Source organism: Paracidovorax valerianellae, from assembly GCF_900102625.1.
In the GTDB taxonomy this organism is placed as follows: Bacteria; Pseudomonadota; Gammaproteobacteria; order Burkholderiales; family Burkholderiaceae_C; genus Paracidovorax; species Paracidovorax valerianellae.
This window is the reverse complement of sequence record NZ_FMZC01000014.1, coordinates 125,379-141,539: the sequence shown is the minus strand read 5'-3', so window position 1 is coordinate 141,539 and position 16,161 is coordinate 125,379. Positions and strand designations below refer to the sequence as shown.

General features: G+C 67.8%; 14 protein-coding genes. 6 read left to right on the top strand and 8 right to left on the bottom strand.

Features of this window, described 5'->3' with window-relative positions:
- Positions 1 to 295: 295 nt before the first annotated feature.
- Positions 296 to 1,975 carry an AMP-binding protein gene (locus BLT03_RS19195; protein ID WP_092745365.1) on the bottom strand — a complete coding sequence of 560 codons (1,680 nt, stop codon included), beginning with the start codon at positions 1,973 to 1,975 and terminating at the stop codon, positions 296 to 298.
- Between the two features lie 137 nt (positions 1,976 to 2,112).
- Here BLT03_RS19195 and BLT03_RS19190 point away from each other — a divergent pair, with 137 nt between their 5' ends.
- Positions 2,113 to 3,036 carry an esterase/lipase family protein gene (locus BLT03_RS19190; RefSeq protein ID WP_092745364.1) on the top strand — a complete coding sequence of 308 codons (924 nt, stop codon included), beginning with the start codon at positions 2,113 to 2,115 and terminating at the stop codon, positions 3,034 to 3,036.
- 95 nt (positions 3,037 to 3,131) lie between these two features.
- Here the strand turns inward: BLT03_RS19190 and BLT03_RS19185 are convergent, their stop codons facing one another.
- From BLT03_RS19185 to BLT03_RS19160, 6 genes are all read right to left on the bottom strand, one after another.
- On the bottom strand, positions 3,132 to 4,235 hold the full coding sequence (locus tag BLT03_RS19185) for a hypothetical protein (protein WP_092745363.1): 1,104 nt from the start codon (positions 4,233 to 4,235) through the stop codon (positions 3,132 to 3,134).
- Positions 4,236 to 4,397: 162 nt separating this feature from the next.
- Positions 4,398 to 5,237 (bottom strand): phenylalanine 4-monooxygenase, encoded by an 840-nt coding sequence (phhA, locus tag BLT03_RS19180; RefSeq protein ID WP_092745362.1) that lies wholly within the window; start codon positions 5,235 to 5,237, stop codon positions 4,398 to 4,400.
- A gap of 61 nt (positions 5,238 to 5,298) precedes the next feature.
- Positions 5,299 to 6,219, bottom strand: a complete 921-nt coding sequence (locus BLT03_RS19175; RefSeq protein ID WP_175537808.1) for a Bug family tripartite tricarboxylate transporter substrate binding protein — start codon at positions 6,217 to 6,219, stop codon at positions 5,299 to 5,301.
- A 133-nt stretch (positions 6,220 to 6,352) separates the two neighbouring features.
- The gene (gene hppD, locus BLT03_RS19170) at positions 6,353 to 7,489 is read right to left on the bottom strand and encodes a 4-hydroxyphenylpyruvate dioxygenase (RefSeq protein WP_092745361.1); all 1,137 of its coding nucleotides are present in this window, start codon (positions 7,487 to 7,489) and stop codon (positions 6,353 to 6,355) included.
- Between the two features lie 156 nt (positions 7,490 to 7,645).
- Positions 7,646 to 8,620, bottom strand: a complete 975-nt coding sequence (locus BLT03_RS19165) for a lipase secretion chaperone (protein ID WP_092745360.1) — start codon at positions 8,618 to 8,620, stop codon at positions 7,646 to 7,648.
- The gene (locus BLT03_RS19160; RefSeq protein WP_092745359.1) at positions 8,617 to 9,558 is read right to left on the bottom strand and encodes an esterase/lipase family protein; all 942 of its coding nucleotides are present in this window, start codon (positions 9,556 to 9,558) and stop codon (positions 8,617 to 8,619) included. Before BLT03_RS19160 ends, BLT03_RS19165 begins: the two co-directional genes overlap by 4 nt.
- Before the next feature lie 164 nt (positions 9,559 to 9,722).
- Here BLT03_RS19160 and BLT03_RS19155 point away from each other — a divergent pair, with 164 nt between their 5' ends.
- The 4 genes from BLT03_RS19155 to lnt all read left to right on the top strand — a co-directional run bounded on the left by BLT03_RS19155 (position 9,723) and on the right by lnt (position 13,733).
- Positions 9,723 to 10,205, top strand: a complete 483-nt coding sequence (locus tag BLT03_RS19155; protein ID WP_092745358.1) for an Lrp/AsnC family transcriptional regulator — start codon at positions 9,723 to 9,725, stop codon at positions 10,203 to 10,205.
- Between the two features lie 175 nt (positions 10,206 to 10,380).
- The gene (locus tag BLT03_RS19150; RefSeq protein WP_092745357.1) at positions 10,381 to 11,106 is read left to right on the top strand and encodes a GNAT family N-acetyltransferase; all 726 of its coding nucleotides are present in this window, start codon (positions 10,381 to 10,383) and stop codon (positions 11,104 to 11,106) included.
- 90 nt (positions 11,107 to 11,196) lie between these two features.
- Complete coding sequence (locus BLT03_RS19145; protein ID WP_092745356.1) at positions 11,197 to 12,081, top strand: CorC family transporter; 885 nt, start codon at positions 11,197 to 11,199, stop codon at positions 12,079 to 12,081.
- On the top strand, positions 12,081 to 13,733 hold the full coding sequence (gene lnt, locus BLT03_RS19140) for an apolipoprotein N-acyltransferase (RefSeq protein ID WP_092745355.1): 1,653 nt from the start codon (positions 12,081 to 12,083) through the stop codon (positions 13,731 to 13,733). Before BLT03_RS19145 ends, lnt begins: the two co-directional genes overlap by 1 nt.
- A gap of 63 nt (positions 13,734 to 13,796) precedes the next feature.
- Here the strand turns inward: lnt and BLT03_RS19135 are convergent, their stop codons facing one another.
- Positions 13,797 to 14,723 (bottom strand): LysR family transcriptional regulator, encoded by a 927-nt coding sequence (locus tag BLT03_RS19135; protein WP_092745354.1) that lies wholly within the window; start codon positions 14,721 to 14,723, stop codon positions 13,797 to 13,799.
- Positions 14,724 to 14,877: 154 nt separating this feature from the next.
- On the opposite strand from BLT03_RS19135, the gene BLT03_RS19130 reads away from it, so the two are divergent.
- Positions 14,878 to 15,963, top strand: coding sequence for a type II asparaginase (locus BLT03_RS19130; protein ID WP_092745353.1), 1,086 nt, complete (start codon positions 14,878 to 14,880; stop codon positions 15,961 to 15,963).
- The last annotated feature ends 198 nt before the right edge of the window (positions 15,964 to 16,161 follow it).

The window sequence follows — 16,161 nt, the reverse complement described above, 5'->3', positions numbered from 1 at the left end:
GAAGGCGCTGCAACGGGCGCAGGCGCACATGCCCCAGGAGCTGGCGCAGCTCATGGCGGGCAGCGTGGGTCGCTTGCAGGCTGAGAGACAAGCGCAGGCGAAAACCAACCCGCTGACCATCCGCTCGGCACTACCTGTGCGATCAGCTGGGCACGCCGATCGGGCGGGTGGATGGCAACGGAGAAAGCGTGGCAACTCATCTGGGCGGCCAGCTATAGGGCCTGGGAAAAGATGCAGGACGAATACAACCCCCGCCGATCACATCAGTGGCGGCTGGCGGGCACTCCCCAACAGACTACCCGCGCAGTTCCCGCCGCAAGATCTTGCCCACGTTCGTCTTGGGCAGCGCATCGCGGAACTCGATGTGCCGGGGCCGTTTGTAGCCGGTGAGGTGCTCGTGGCAATACCGCTCCACGTCTTCCTCCGACAGGGCCGGGTCGCTCTTCACCACGAACACCTTGATGGCCTCGCCCTGTTTTTCGTCGGGCACGCCGATGGCCGCGCATTCCAGCACGCCAGGGCACATCGAAATCACCTGCTCCAGTTCGTTGGGGAACACGTTGAAGCCGCTCACCAAAATCATGTCCTTCTTGCGGTCGATGATGCGGGTGTAGCCGGCCTCGTCCATGACGCCGATGTCGCCCGTGCGCATGAATCCGTCCGCCGTGAAGGCCTTGGCGTTTTCTTCGGGCTGCTGGTAGTAGCCCGTCATCACGTTGGGGCCGCGGATGCAGATCTCGCCCGACTGGCCGACGGCGAGGCTTTCGCCGGCGTCGTCCTTGATGGCGATGTCGATGCCCGGCAGCGGCAGGCCGATGGTGCCGGTGAACTGGGTGTTGTTCACCGGGTTGTTGGTGCCGATGGCGCAGGTCTCGCTCATGCCCCAGCCTTCGATCATGGTGCTGCCGGTCACTTTCTGCCACTGGCGCGCCGTGCCTTCGGACGCGGCCATGCCGCCGGCCTGCGACACGCACAGCTGCGAAAAGTCGAGCGCGGTGAACTGCGGGTTGTGCAGCAAGGCGTTGAATAACGTGTTCACGGCCGGCAGCATGTGGAAGGGGCGCTTTTTCAGCACGGCGACGAACTTCGGAATGTCGCGCGGGTTGGGGATCAGCGTGAGGTGCGAGCCCTGGCGAATCGCCAGCAGGCACAGCGTGAGCGCGAAGATGTGATACAGCGGCAGCGCGGCGATGCTGTTGGCCTTGCGCACGTCGCCCACCTTGGACAGCGCCGGGGTGAACCAGGCCTCGGCCTGCAGCGTGGCCGCCACGATGTTGCGGTGCGTGAGCGCAGCGCCTTTCGACAGCCCGGTGGTGCCGCCCGTGTATTGCAGGAAGGCGGTGGAATCCAGCGTGGCATGGCTGGGAGCCAGCGTGCGCCGCTCTCCCAGGGCCAGGGCCTTATTGAACGGCACCACCTGGCGGCCGTTGGTGAGCGGGATCTCGTAGGCCGGCACCATCTTGGCCAGATGGCGCACGGCGAAGGTGATCCAGCGCCCGAACGCCGCACCCAGCAGATCGCCCATGCTGGCGACGCACACGTGCCGCACGCCGGTGCGGTCGATCACCTCGGACAGCGTGTGCGCGAAGTTCTCCAGGATCACGATGGCGGTGGCGCCCGAATCCTTGAGCTGGTGCTCGAGCTCGCGCGCCGTGTATAGCGGGTTCACGTTCACGCAGGTGTAGCCGGCGCGCAGCACGCCCGCCATGGTCACGCCGAACTGCGGCACGTTGGGCAGCATGATGGCCACGCGGGCGCCGGGCTCCAGCCCCTGGCCCTGCAGCCACGCGCCCATCTGGGCAGACAGGCGGTCGAGCTCGCCGTAGGTCATCCAGCGGTCCATGCACACCGAGAACGGGTGGTCGGCATGCTTGCGAAACGATTCCTCCAGCAGGTGCGGCAGCGAGCGGTATTGCTCGGGCTCCACGCTGTGTGGCACCCCGGGGGGATAGTTTTTCAGCCAGATCCGTTCCATGCGCTCGTCCTTTCCGTGCTGGGGGCAATGTGGGCACGATTGTGGAAGCGCCCTGCGCCCTGTCCAGGGGGCTTGTCCTAGGCCCGTCCCGCAAGTGACATGATGCGCACTGCATTTTTTCCGAGGAGGTGCCTGTCTTGACCAATGCGCGATGGCAACGCTGGATGGTGGTGTGCAACCTGCTGCTGGCTGGGGGCTGGCTGGTGTGGCAATGGCCCGCTTCGCCCGTGCGGGCGCTCTTGGGGCTGGCGGCGGCGATGCTGCTGCTGCGCCTTTTCATGGGGCTGCAGTTCGTTGCGATGGCGCGGGTGAACGGGCGCGCCGGCCATGCTGGCGGGCTGCCCGCGCCATCGCTGGCGCAACTGGTGCGGGCCTGGTCGGCCGAGGCGCGTTGGGCGAGCGTGGTGTTCGGCTGGTGGCAACCGTTTCGCCACCGTGCCATTCCCGACTGGCTGCCGCCCGCTTCAGTGGACGGGCCTTCCCCGGCGCGCGGGGTGGTGCTGGTGCATGGCTTCCTCTGCAACCGGGGATTCTGGACGCCCTGGATGAAGGTGCTGCGCAGCCGGGGCCACCCGTTCGTGGCGGTGACGATGGAGCCCGCTTTCGGCAGCATCGATGACTATGTGGACACGCTGGACGAGGCCGTGCGCCGCGTCACGGCCGCCACGGGCCGGCCGCCGGTCGTGGTCGGCCACAGCATGGGCGGCCTGGCTGTGCGGGCGTGGCTGCGGGCCCGCCAGGCCGATGCGCGCGTGCACCGCGTGATCACGCTGGGCTCTCCGCACCATGGGGCCTGGGCCGCGCGCTACAGCCGGTCCATCAACGGCCGGCAGATGGTGCCGCAGGGCGAGTGGCTGCGGCAACTGGCGCAGGATGAGCCGCCCGGCCGCCGGGCTTTGTTCACCTGCTTTTATTCCAACTGCGACAACGCGGTCTACCCGACCGCCACCGCCACGCTCGACGGGGCGGACAACCGCTTCGTGGAAGGCCTGGCGCATGTGCAGATGGCTTTCCATCCGCCGGTGGTGGGGGCCTGTCTGGACATCATCGCGGCGCCTTGAAAAGGAGGTCCCGCGGCCCTTGCGGGGACAGCCATTCACAGCGTTGCGATGGTGCTGAAAGTGCCCAAGCCTGGGGTGCGAGGCTTGAATGCGTTTCAGCCACGGCGGCGGAGAGGCGGCGGTGCCGCTGCATCCTTCGCTTCGGCTTCGGCTTCGGCCTTATCGGCAGCTTCGGCGTCCGCCGTCGCATCGGCCGGCGTTTCCGGCGGCAGGGTCTGCGGCGCGAAACGTCCCAGCGTGTGGTTCAAGAAGGCCTGCAGCGATTGGCCGGTGGTCACCAGCGATTGGCCGGTGCCGGCCAGCTCTTCGCGCATTTCCGGTGACAGCCGTGCCTTGGTGTCCACCATCTTTCCCAGTGCGCCCGCCAGCGCATGCAGGGCCGGCGCCGTCTGCGTGGCCAGCCGCTGCACCTTGGCCAGCACTTCCTTGGCCTGAACGGCAGTGGTGATCTGCACGGTGTTGGCGCTCTCCAGGCCGATGGCCACCGCGGCGTGGGCCACGTTCTGGAACGCCGCCGAGGCAGCCTGCAGCTTGGCCGGCAGCACCGAGTACCGGGTTTCCATGGGCGCCTGTGACGAGGCTGCGCTACCGCTCGTGCTGCTGCTGTTGCTCTGGTTGAAGGAAGGCCTCTGCGGAAGCACTGAAGGGCGGGGCGCTTGCGGGCGCGGGACCGCGCCTTGCAGGCCGGGGCGCGGCTGCGGCGGCAGCACCGACGCCCTGGGTGGTCTTTGCGCGGCGGCTTCCGGCCGGGAGGGGTCTTGCGATGCTGGCACCGGCGGCAGTACCGAGCCGCCGAACTGCCCTGGCACAACCGGCGCGTAGGGCGACTGGAAGGCATTCATCGCCGAGTGACGCTGGTAGGCCTGGGGCGGCAGGAAGCTTTGCTGCAGTGGCGACTGGTATTGCGGCGGCAGCTTCGAATGGCGCTGATAGGTGGTGGGCGGCGCAGTGCCGGGCCGCTGGGGCGACTGAAACTGCGGCGGCAACAGGGAATGCCGCACCACGTTGAGCGATGTGCGCGGCGCCATCGACGGGGCGGCGGACAGGCGCCGCGCCAGTTCGGGCAGCGTCTGCTCGGTGGAAGGGGGCTGGCGCCTGCGCCGTACGGGCGTGACGGGTGTCATCAGCCCCGGCGTGGCGTCGACGACGATGCCCGCTGCGGGGCGCAGCGGTGCCTGAATGCCTGAAATGCGCGCCATGAATGGATTCCTCAACGAAATCCGCCGCCAATGTGCCTCGCGCTGGGCGCCAGCTTGACCTTGCGGCGGATGACGGGCCCATCATCCGCACACGCCCGAACCGGTAAGCGCTGGGCGCGAAGCCGTGCCGCCGCGTGCGAAGCGGCGGCCGGCTGGGGCCTGTCAGGCGGGAACGGCCTCGCGCTCGTCGGCCGCGAACTCGGGCTGGCCCTTGACGCGCTCGTAGATCGGGGCGAAGTCGGCCGCCGTCATGTCGAACAGCTGCTGAAAGCTATCGATGACGAAGTAGGTCTGCTGGTAGGTGTCGATCTTGTAGCGGGTGCGCATGGTGCGCTCCAGCTGCAGGGGAATGCGCTGCGGCTCGGGGCTGCGCACCGAATGGGCCAGTTCGCCCGAAGAACTGAGAATGCCCGCGCCGTAAGCACGCAGGCCATCGTCCTGGCGGATGAGTCCGAACTCGATCGTGTACCAGTACAGGCGCGACAGCAGTTCGCAGGCGCCCAGGTCGTGGGCCTTCAACCCGCCCTGGCCGTAGCGCTGCACGTAGTCGGCGAACACCGGGTTGAACAGCAGCGGCACATGCCCGAACAGGTCGTGAAAAATGTCGGGCTCGACGATGTAGTCGAACTCCTGCGGCGTGCGGATCCAGTCGGTCACCGGAAATTTGCGATTGGCCAGCAGGGTGAAAAAGGGCACCTCGGGGATCAGCCCCGGCACGCCCACCAGTTCCCAGCCGGTGGCTTTGTACAGGCGCTCGTTCACTTCCTCGAAGCGCGGGATGCGGTCGCTGGCGCCGAGCGAGGGCAGGGCGGCGATGAACGCATCGCTTGCCAGTCCCGGCAGCAGGGCCGACTGGCGTTCGTACAGGCGCCGGTACGTGTCGTGGTCGGCCGCGGTGTAGGCCGAGTAGTCCTGCGCGCAGGTGTAGTCGGCGTTGGCGCGGGCGTAATCGCCACGGGGAGGGCGGTCGGATTGACCGTAGACGACGGGGGGCTGTCCCATATGCTTGGCTCCTTGGTTGTTATCCATGCCGCAGCCCGGGCCGTCATGCCCCCGACCGCGGCTAATCCATCTTGATCTTTGCGGCCTTGATCAGAAAACCGTACTTGCTGTGCTCCGAGCGCACGAACTGGCCGAAGCTTTCGAGCGTCACGTCCTCGGGCTCCAGGCCCATCTTCTTGAAGCGCTCCACGCTGGCCGGCGACTTCATGCCCGCGGTGAACGCCATGGCGTAGCGGCGGGCGTCGGCGTCGGGCAGGGCGGCGGGCGCGAACAGGCCGAACCACGTCACCACGTTGAAACCCTGCACTTCGTCGTTGATGCTGCGCACGTCGGGCAGATCGTCGTCCCGGCCCAGCGAGGTCACGCCCAGCGCCTTCAGCTTGCCGGCCTTGATGAGCGGCAGCGACGAGGCCAGGTTGTCGAACACCAGGCTCACCTCTTGCGCCTGCAATGCCTTGAGCGCCGGGGCCGAGCCCTGGAACGGCACGTGCGACATGCGCGTGTTGGTCAGCGACTTGAACATCTCGGCCGCGATGTGGCCGATGCTGCCGTTGCCGCCCGAGCCGTACTTGAGCTGGTCCGGGTGCTTCTTGAGGTACTGCACCAGTTCCGTCGTGCTGTTGATGCCCAAGGTCTTGGCCTGCTCGGCGCTCATCACGAGCACGTTGGGCGTGCGCGCCACGAGGGCGATCGGCTTGAAGTCCTTGATCGGGTCGTACGGAAAGCTCTTGTACAGCCAGGGGTTCACCGCGTGCGTGGCCACTGCGCCCATCACCAGCAGATTGCCGCCGGCCGGCGCCTTGGCCACCAGGTCGGCGCCGACGTTGCCGCCCGCGCCGGGCTTGTTCTCCACGACCACGTTGCCCAGCGCCGCCTTGGCGCCTTCGGCCACGATGTGGGCCGATGCATCGACGGGCCCGCCCGCAGGGTAGGGCACGACGATCTTCAAGGGAGCGGACGGGGTTTGGGCCTGCGCGGCCATCCCTGCCGCAACCAGCAATACGCCCGCTATGCAGGCTTTCGCACTCAGTGACTTCACGGTATCTCCTCCGGATCTAAGACGTGCCGCAGTATAGAGAGACGTCGTTGCGAAGGAGCATCCGGTTACAAGCCTTTCACTCGGATTTCAAAACACCGCGGCGCATCTGGTCGAGTTCGATGCTTTCGAACAGCGCCTTGAAGTTGCCGTTGCCGAAACCGTCGTCGCCCTTGCGCTGGATGAACTCGAAAAAGATCGGGCCCAGCTGGTTCTCGCTGAAAATCTGCAGCAGCAGCGCGTCCTTCTTGCCGTCCACGAGGATCTTGCGCTTGTGCAGTTCGGCCAGCGGTTCGCCGTGGCCGGGAATGCGCTTGTCCACCAGTTCGTAATAGGTGTCGATGGTGTCCAGCAGGCGCACGCCCGCGCCGCGCAGGGCGTCCACCGTGGCGTACAGGTCGTTCGAGCCCATCGCGATGTGCTGGATGCCTTCGCCGTTGTACATGTCCAGGTACTCCTGGATCTGGCCGGCTTTTTCCTTGCCTTCTTCGTTGATCGGGATGCGGATCTTTCCGCAGGGGCTGGTCATGGCCTTGCTCTTGACACCGGTGACCTGGCCTTCGATGTCGAAGTACCGGATCTCGCGGAAGCCGAACAGGCGCTCGTAGAACTCGGCCCATTCGTTCATGCGGCCCCGGTGCACGTTGTGCGTCAGGTGGTCGATGTAGGTCAGGCCATGGCCGTGGGGGTTCAGCGCCTCTTCGGCCGACACTCCGGGCAGCGGCTCGAAGTCCACATCGAAGAAGCCGATGTTGCCGATGTCGCCGGGCTGCGCGCCGCCCTTGCCGCGCCACCGGTCCACCAGATAGATCAGGCTGTCGCCGATGCCCTTGATGGCGGGAATGTTCAGCTCGCCGGGGCCTGCCGTGCCGGCATAGCCCCAGGCGCCCAGGCCGAGAGCGCGCTCATAGGCGGCCTTGGCGTCGTGCACACGGAAAGCGATGGCGCAGACGCTCGGGCCGTGCATGCGCGCAAAACGCTGCGCGAAGCTGTCGGGCTCGGCGTTGATGATGAAATTGATCTCGCCCTGGCGGTACAGGGTGACGTTCTTGTGGCGGTGGCGCGCGACGGGCTTGAAGCCCATGCCTTCGAACACCTTGCCCATGGCCTGCGGGTCGGGTGCGGCGTATTCGATGAATTCGAAACCGTCGGTGCCCATGGGGTTCTCCCAGGCGGCGGTGTCTTGCGTGGCTTGCTGAGGCAAGGCTGCGTTCATGGCGTCTCCGTTCGTGGATGGATGTCTGCCATCCACTTTAGGCCGTAGAGACTCAGCATTCAGGCGAATTCATGACCTCGATCAATGCGTTTTGCAGGAAAACTGCGTGCGGCGCGCGAACGCCGCCGCAAGGGTGGCTCTGTCCGGGCGGCTTGGTCACTGCACAGCGCTGGTCGGCTGCGCTCGCAGGGCCAGCGCCGCATTCAGGCGAAGCTGCTCTTGCGGGGTGAAGATCTCGTCCCGCAACTGGGCCAGCCGGGTCTCAGTCGCCGCCGAGCCGACCGCCGCCTGGTATTGGCCGAGCCGCAACTGCCACTGCTGCTCCTGCGCGTCGAGCTGGGCCAGCCGCTGGGCCGCCTCTGCGCCGTACTGCGCGCTGCGGGCGGTGAAGCGGGTCGATGCGTTGGTGCCCTGGGCATCGAAGGCGGCGCTCTGCTGGGCCACGCCGGCGTGCGCCACCGCAGCCGCCCGCTGTGCCTGCAGCGCGGGGCCGAGCGCGCCTTCGGCCTGCTGCAATGCGCCCTGCTTCTGTTCGGCCGTGAGCGAAGGGCTACGCTCGATCTCCAGCCGCGCCAGCAGGTACTGGTCCATCTCGGCGTCGGCCGCGAACAGGGCCTGGAACTCGTCCGGCTCGAAATAGGCCCTGCGCACCGTCTGCCGTGCAGCCAGCGCCTGGCGCAGGGCCTGAGGATCGCGCAGGTCGGCGGGTGCCTGCAACCGTCCGAGCGCCACCCGGTAGTCCACGTAGCGGTGCGCAAGGGCCAGGGCCCGGGTGGCGACCTGCGGCGGAAAGAACTGGCTGACCAGCCCTTCCAGCCGCTGCTTGAGACGCTGCGGCTCCGGCGCCTCGCCCGCTGCGAGCAACAGGGCCTCCAGCGTGTCGCGCAGGCCTGGGGTCAGCAACGGGTCGTCGCTGGCAGTCGCCATGGGTGGGGCGGGAATGTCCCAGACGGCGGGGGCAGTCGGGCTTCGGGCGACCGGGCCTGATGCGATGCCGGGCGCGTGCACGCCCGGGCGGCGCCCAGCGCCTGCGTCCGTTGTCGGGTCAGGACCGCCGCCGGTCCACCAGAGCAGCGCCGCAGCGGTGGCCAGGCCGCCCGCCGCCAGCGCTGCGCGCCCGGCGCGTTTCACAAGCCCGCTCTCTTGAGGCGATTGGCCTGGTCCACATACAGCGTGACCGGGTCCACCGACAACCAGTCGCGCAGGCCCAGCAGCTGGTTCACTTCGTCCAGGTGGTTCTGCCGGTAGTCGCCCAGGTGTTTTCCGAGGCGTGCCGAGCAGGCGGACACCAGGCCGTCGTTGGGTTCGTTGAACACCAGCCCGGTCGTCGCCAGGAGCGCGTCGCTGGCGTCCAGCACATTGGTCACCGTGCGGACACCGGTCCAGGAGTAGTAGCGCACGCCGTTGACCAGATCGGCCCCGTCGCCGCATCCGCTGGTGGGAATGCCCGCGCCGAACCGCTGGTTGAACCGGGCGGAGCCTGCGGTGGTGAGCGAATCCAGCGCCGCCGTCGGCATTTGCGGCAGGCCGCTGCCGCCCGACGACAGGTTGATGAGCGCCACCAGCGCCGAAGCCGCCTGGCTCGCCACCGCCTCGCTCACGCTGCCCTTGGGGGCCACGCCCCGCACCACATCCGCCACGCGCGAGCCGCGGTTGACGCCCCCGACCGAGGTGACCGACGCCACCGATTGCGGCGCCACGCCCGCCACGTACCGCGCCGTGGGGCCGCCGTGCAAATGGCCGATCAGGTTCACCTTCTCGGCCCCGGTGAGCGCCAGGATGTTCTTGACCTGCGCCAGCAACTGTTCGCCCCGCACCTCGGTGCTGTTGGCGGCCGACACCTGCGCCACGAACACCCTGGCACCGTCGTGCTGCAGCGCTTGCGGAATGCGGTAGAAGTAATCCACCCCCAGCGCGGAGTCGAACCCGAACAGGCCGTGCACCAGGACGATGGGGTAGCGGGTCTGCGCTGGGCCGGACTGGGCGCTGGCCCCCTGAAGTCCCTGCAAGGCAAAGGCCGCCAGAACGAAAGCGAGGCCGCGCAGCAGGCGGCTGAAGGCAACGTGCATGGTTTGTCTCCGGTGGTGTGAAAACACTCTTATAAAAAAGAACGACCGTTCTTTTTCTGTAGATTCTGCGACGTTCCGCCGTGCTCCACATCGGGACATACGTGCAGTGTTACGCGGTGAATCGGCCCTCGCGGGCGCGCTCAGCCTCCGTAGAATCCTGCGGCATGACCGCTGACCACGCACTCGACAAGCTCGACCGCGCCATATTGCGCTGTTTACAAGTGAACGGGCGCGAAACCTATGACGAAATCGGCGAGCGGGTGGGCTTGTCGCCCAGCGCCGTGCTGCGCCGCGCCAAGCGCCTGGAAGACAGCGGCGTGATCGACCGCTACGTGGCGCTGGTCCGGCCCGAATCGGTGGGGCTGGGGCTCACCGCGTATCTGAACGTGCGGCTGGAAAAGCACACCGAAAGCCACAAGCGCAACCCCATGGACCTGTTCCGCGCCAGCGTGCAAACTTGGCCCGAAGTGGTTGAGTGCGCCGCGCTCACGGGTGAGATGGACTATCTGCTGCGCGTGGTGGTGGCCGACATGGCGCACTACAGCCGCTTCATCATGGATACGCTGCTCAAACACCCCAGCGTGCAGGACTGCAAGACCAGCTTCGTGCTGGACCGGGTGAAGGCGACCACGGCCGTGCCTGTGTAGCGTGCAAACGGGGCAACAACCGAGGTGTGGCGCAAAGATGCTATTAAATTCATAGCGCCTTGCGCAGATGGAACATGCGCTGGAGGCCTCCAGGGCTTGTATCGCCCTGCTGGCCTTGCTGCATTGCAACAAATTGTTGGCTGAATCTAGGGGAAAACCCTAAAATCGGCCCACCATGAACCCCACCCAAGACTGGCTCCGCGCGCCCACCCCTGCAGGCAGCCCGCTGCTGCCCAGCGGAGCGCCCCGTCCCCCGCGCCGGCCGGGAGGCTCGCCAGTCATGGTGCCGATCCGCTCGCTCGGCCCCGGCCACCGCGAACGCATCGCCGCCCACCTGCTGCGGCTGGAGCCGGCGGACCGCTACCTGCGCTTCGGCTACGCGGCCAGCGACGAACAGGTGCAGCGCTACGTGGAACAACTGGATTTCGTGCGCGACGAGATCTTCGGCATCTACAACCGCCGGCTGGAACTCATCGCCGTGGCGCACCTGGCCTATGCCGATTCGCCCGAACACAAAAGCTGCGCCGAATTCGGCGTGTCCGTGCTGGGCCAGGCGCGGGGCCGCGGCTTCGGCGCCCGGCTGTTCGAGCGCGCCGTGATGCATGCGCGCAATCAGGGCGTGAGCATGGTGTTCATCCATGCGCTGAGCGAGAACACCGCGATGCTCAAGATCGCCCGCGACGCAGGCGCCACCGTACGCCGCGATGGCTCCGAATCGGAGGCGTACCTGCAGTTGCCGCGTGCGGGCCTGGATACGCGCATGGCGCAGATGGTGGTGCACCAGTTCGCCGAGATGGATTACCGCTTCAAGAAGCAGGCCCGGCAGTTCTGGGGCTTCCTCTCCGGGCTGCAGGAAGTGCGGCGCGGCGTGCGCGAAGGGCGCCACCAGTCGGCCGAATGACCGCGCCGGGGGCGCCGCGGCACGGTGGCGGCATGGCTTCCGCTATCCTTGGGGCCTGATCAACCACCGCACGTCCTGCCTTCCAAGACCGTGTCCGACCCCCATTCCGCGCGCCCGTCCGACCGAGAGGACAAGCGCACGTTCCTGCAGCGGCTCGTCGAATTCATCCATCCCGGCCCGGATTCGACCGACGAGCTGATCGCCACCCTGGCGGAAGCCGAAGACAACCAGATCATCAACGCCGACGCCCGCGTCATGCTCGAGCGCGTGCTGCGCATGGCCGAGATGACGGCCAGCGACGTGATGGTGGCGGCCCCGCGCATGGACCTGATCGACATCGAGGCGCCGTTCGACGCCCTGCTGCACCAGGTGATCGACACCGCGCACTCGCGGTTTCCGGTCTACCACGGCGAGCGCGAGAACATCATCGGCATCCTGATGGCCAAGGACCTGCTCAAGCTGCAGCGGGCGCCCGAGCTGAACATCCGCGCGCTGCTGCGCCCGGCCGCCTTCGTGCCGGAGAGCAAGGGCCTGAACGACCTGCTGCGCGAATTCCGCGTGAACCGCATCCACATGGCGGTGGTGATCGACGAGTTCGGCCGCGTGGCCGGGCTGGTCACCATCGAGGACGTGCTGGAACAGATCGTCGGCGAGATCGAGGACGAGTTCGACATTCCCGAGGACGAGGGCGACATCTTCGGCCTGGCCGACCGCACCTACCGCGTGAGCGGCGACACCCCGGTCGAGCGCGTGGCCGAAGCGTTCGGCGCGGTGCTGGAGGGTTCCGACCGCCAGGAGGCCTTCGACACCATCGGCGGGCTCATCACCCACGAGATGGGCCGTGCGCCCAAGCGCGGCGAGACGCTCGATCTCGGCGGGCTGCGGTTCGTGGTGCTGCACACCAAGGGCGGCGCGGTGCGCTGGTTCAAGGTGTCGCCGGTGCCCGCCGAAGACGCCTCGCGGGCGTCGGAGTGATGCGCGCCGCCGGTGTGCGCCGGGGCCCGGTCGGGCCCGCGGTGCTGGCAGTGGGCGCCGCGCTGCTGGCGGGGCTGGCGCAGGCGGCGTCCATCGCCTGGCCCTGGGGCGGCGAGCCGGTCTGGTGGCTGCAACTCCTGTCGCTGGGCGTCTTCGCGCGCCTGCTGGTGGCCAGCCGCAGCGCGCGGCAGGGCGCGCTGCTGGGCTGGGCGTTCGCCACCGCCTGGCTGACGGGCACCTTCTGGTGGCTTTTCATTTCCATGCACACCTACGGCGGACTGGCCGCGCCGCTGGCCGCGCTGGCGGTGGTGGGGCTGGCGGCGTTTCTCGGCAGTTACTACGCGGTGGCTTCAGGGTGTTTTAGGGCTCTGGCGCAATCAAGACGCTGGCAGGTTGCTATTATTTTCGGAGCATTCTGGCTGCTGGCCGAACTGGCGCGCGGCCAATGGTGGACCGGTTTCCCATGGGGCGCTGGCGGCTACGCGCACGTCGAGGGCCCGTTGGCCGTGCTGGCCCGGTCGGTCGGGGTGTACGGCATCGGCTTCATCGCCGCCACGCTGGCCATGCTGGTGGCCCAGGCGCGGCGCAGCGATCTGCGCAGCCTGCGGGCCTGGGTGGTGCTGGGGCTGGCCGTGGCCGCGTGGGCCGGGCTGGCCGCCCAGCGCCACTGCGCCGTCGAGCTGTGCCACACCCCCATGCGGCGCCCGGCGCCGCTGTCGATCGCGCTGCTGCAGGGCAACATTCCCCAGGACGAGAAATTCCAGGCCGGCAGCGGCGTGCCGACCGCCCTGCGCTGGTATGCCGAGCAGTTGCGCAGCGCCCAGGCCTCCCTGGTGGTGGCGCCCGAGACGGCCATTCCGCTGCTGCCACAGCAACTGATCCCCGGCTACCTCGATTCGATCACCGCGCGCTACACGCAGGCGCCGAAGGCGGCCGACGGCGGCGCGGGCGGTTCCGGTGCCAGCGCCGGCGCAGGGGCCCCAAAACCCCAGGCGGCGCTGCTTGGAATTCCGCTGGGCGACATGGCGCTGGGCTACACCAATTCGGCGATGGGCTTCGCGCCGGGACAGGCGCAGCCCTACCAGTACGACAAGCACCACTTGGTGCCTTTCGGCGAGTTCATCCCGCCGTTCTTCCGCTGGTTCACGGAAATGATGAACATCCCGCTGGGCGACTTCAACCGCGGCGCGGTGGGGCAGGCGCCGTTCGTGTGGGTGGGCGAGCGCATCGCGCCCAACATCTGCTACGAGGATCTGTTCGGCGAAGAACTGGGCGCGCGCTTTACCGACCCGTCCCAGGCGCCCACGATCTTCGTGAACCTGAGCAACATCGGATGGTTCGGCGATTCGGTGGCCATCGACCAGCATCTGTCCATCAGCCGCATGCGGTCGCTGGAGTTCGAGCGGCCGATGGTGCGCGCTACCAACACCGGGGCCACGGCCATCATCGACCACCGCGGCGTGGTCACCCAGCGCCTGCCGTCGCACGTGCGCGGCGTGCTGGTGGGCGACGTGCTGGGGCGCAGCGGCGATGTCACGCCCTACGCCTGGTGGGTGTCGCGCTGGGGCCTGTGGCCGCTGTGGGCGTTCGGCGCCCTGGTGGCCGGCCTGGCGTGGCTGCGGTCGCGCCGCGCGCTCAAGCCGCGGGGCTGAGGGTTCGCGAAGGGCCGCTGCCAACGCCGCGTTCGTTGCGGCCGGCGACGCCCTTCGCCGCGTTCAAAGCGCCACCGCCTCGAACGGCGCCCGCGTCATCGTCTGGATGAGCAGGCCCGACAGCAGGGCCAGCATGCTCGCCGCGTGGCGGTCCGGAGGCCGGTTGGCCGCATGGTAGGCATGCAGCGCGATGGGCGGCAGGTCGCGCAGCGGCACCGCGGTGATGGCCGAAGGGTCGAGGTTGCGCGCGGTCAGAAAGTCGATCACCGTCCACCCCATGCCACGCTTGACCAGCGCCAGCGCCAGTTGCGAGGTCTGCATCTGGATACCCAGCTCGGTGTGCACGCCCAGGCGCTGCGCCAGTTCGGCCATGGGCTGGCGCATCGGGTCGTCGCCCAGCAGTTGGATCATGGGCGTGTTGGCCAGAAAGGTGATCGGGTCCGACCGGTTCACCCGCACCGCCCGCAGCCAGATGTCCCGCGACACCGCGATGTAGAGCGGCCCGCTCACCAGAATGCTGCTTTGCAGTTGCGGATGCGGGTGGTCGTAAAAACCCAGTGCGAAGTCGACCGACCGGGTCAGTAGCGCCTGCGCCATCTGGTCCTGGTGCAGCGTGCGCACCTCCACGCGCACGCGGGGTGACTGGCGGGTGTGATGCTCCAGCACCGCGGGCAGGAATTCGTGCGTGACGGCCGGAATCGCCGCCAGCCGCACCAGCCCGCCTTCGGGTTGGCGCAGGTTGTGCGCGGTGCGGCGCAACTCGTCCAGCTGGCTGTGGATCTGGCTGGAGGCGGTGAACAGCGCCTGGGCCTCGGGCGTGGGCACCAGCGCCCCGCGCGCCCGGCTGAACAGCGCGTAGCCCAGCTGCAGCTCCGCATGCGCGATGGTCTTGCTCACGGCCGACGGGGTGATGTTGATCAACCGGGCAGCCGCGCTCATGTTGCCGGTCTGCATGACGGCCTGAAAGACTTCGAGTTGGCGGAGATTCATCGAGAGGGGGAGGGAAAACGAGGATATGACCGGAAGTCACACCCTGGGGGCGATTATTCCCCACTGCCCGCAGTGGCGCTTCCTACCATACGGCACCCGCGGAAAGATACCGCGGGCACAAGAAGTTCATTGATAACGGATTACGGAGACTCACATGCTTTCCCCCTTGAAACTGAAGCGCCTGCTGGCCGGCGCCGCCTTCGCAGCCTGGTCCGTCGTGGCCTCGGCGCAGCCCGCTGCGCAGCCTGCCGCCAAGCCCAACGTCGTGGTCCTGGCCACGGGCGGCACGATCGCCGGTGCGGGCGCCTCGGCGACCAACAGCGCTTCCTACGCCGCCGCCAAGGTGCCGGTCGACAAGCTCATCGCGGGCCTGCCCGAACTGGCGAACGTGGCCAACGTGAAGGGCGAGCAGGTCTTCCAGATCGCCTCGGAAAGCTTCACCAATGAGCAACTGCTCAAGCTGGGCAAGCGCGTGTCGGCCCTGGCCAAGCAGGCCGACGTGGACGGCATCGTCATCACGCACGGCACCGACACGCTGGAGGAAACGGCGTACTTCCTGAACCTGGTGGTCCGCACCGACAAGCCCATCGTGGTCGTGGGCTCCATGCGCCCCGGCACATCGCTGTCGGCCGACGGCGCGCTGAACCTGCTGAGCGCCGTCTCGGTGGCGGCCAGCAAGGACTCCGCCGGCAAGGGCGTCCTGGTGACCATGAGCGACGAAATCCAGAGCGGCCGCGACGTGGTCAAGGGCGTCAACATCAAGACGCAGGCGTTCCGCAGCCAGTGGGGCCCGCTGGGCATGGTGGTGGAAGGCACGAACTACTGGTTCCGCGCCCCCGTCAAGCGCCACACCGCGCAGTCGGAGTTCAACATCGACGAAATCGAGACGCTGGCACCCGTGGAAATCGTCTACGGCTACGGCAACGTGCCCCGCGCCACGGTGGACGCCGTGGGCCGCACGGGCATCAAGGCGCTGATCCATGCCGGCACGGGCAACGGCTCGGTGGCCGACCGGGTGGTGCCTGCACTGCAGGAACTGCGCGGCCAGGGCGTGCAGATCATCCGTTCGTCGCGCATTTCCGACGGTTTCGTGCTGCGCAACGCCGAACAGCCCGACGACAAGTACGACTGGGTAGTCGCCCATGACCTGAACCCGCAAAAGGCCCGCATCCTGGCAGCCGTGGCCCTCACCAAGCCCCAGACCAGCAAGGATCTGCAGCGCATTTTCTGGCAGTACTGATCCCCCGGCCGCACCCCCGTGCGGCCTGGGCTGACGCCCTCAAGCGCGGTCCGCTTTCACGGAATTAGGGAATCACCCTTGGCCCTGTGTCACAGTCGGCCCGCCGTGTGCCTTGATAATGGATGCCCCGCCATCGGAAACCCCCCGATGGCGCGCAATCAAAATCCGGCGGGCGCACCGCCGATCTGGAGCACGACT

Excerpts from the sequence above, each read along its gene's own strand:
- lnt (WP_092745355.1), top strand. The coding sequence starts at position 12,081 with ATGCGCGCCGCCGGTGTGCGCCGGGGCCCGGTCGGGCCCGCGGTGCTG.
- BLT03_RS19150 (WP_092745357.1), top strand. The coding sequence starts at position 10,381 with ATGAACCCCACCCAAGACTGGCTCCGCGCGCCCACCCCTGCAGGCAGC.
- BLT03_RS19130 (WP_092745353.1), top strand. The coding sequence starts at position 14,878 with ATGCTTTCCCCCTTGAAACTGAAGCGCCTGCTGGCCGGCGCCGCCTTC.
- hppD (WP_092745361.1), bottom strand. The coding sequence starts at position 7,489 with ATGAACGCAGCCTTGCCTCAGCAAGCCACGCAAGACACCGCCGCCTGG.
- BLT03_RS19185 (WP_092745363.1), bottom strand. The coding sequence starts at position 4,235 with ATGGCGCGCATTTCAGGCATTCAGGCACCGCTGCGCCCCGCAGCGGGC.
- phhA (WP_092745362.1), bottom strand. The coding sequence starts at position 5,237 with ATGGGACAGCCCCCCGTCGTCTACGGTCAATCCGACCGCCCTCCCCGT.
- BLT03_RS19195 (WP_092745365.1), bottom strand. The coding sequence starts at position 1,975 with ATGGAACGGATCTGGCTGAAAAACTATCCCCCCGGGGTGCCACACAGC.
- BLT03_RS19160 (WP_092745359.1), bottom strand. The coding sequence starts at position 9,558 with ATGCACGTTGCCTTCAGCCGCCTGCTGCGCGGCCTCGCTTTCGTTCTG.
- BLT03_RS19135 (WP_092745354.1), bottom strand. The coding sequence starts at position 14,723 with ATGAATCTCCGCCAACTCGAAGTCTTTCAGGCCGTCATGCAGACCGGC.
- BLT03_RS19175 (WP_175537808.1), bottom strand. The coding sequence starts at position 6,219 with ATGGCCGCGCAGGCCCAAACCCCGTCCGCTCCCTTGAAGATCGTCGTG.
- BLT03_RS19155 (WP_092745358.1), top strand. The coding sequence starts at position 9,723 with ATGACCGCTGACCACGCACTCGACAAGCTCGACCGCGCCATATTGCGC.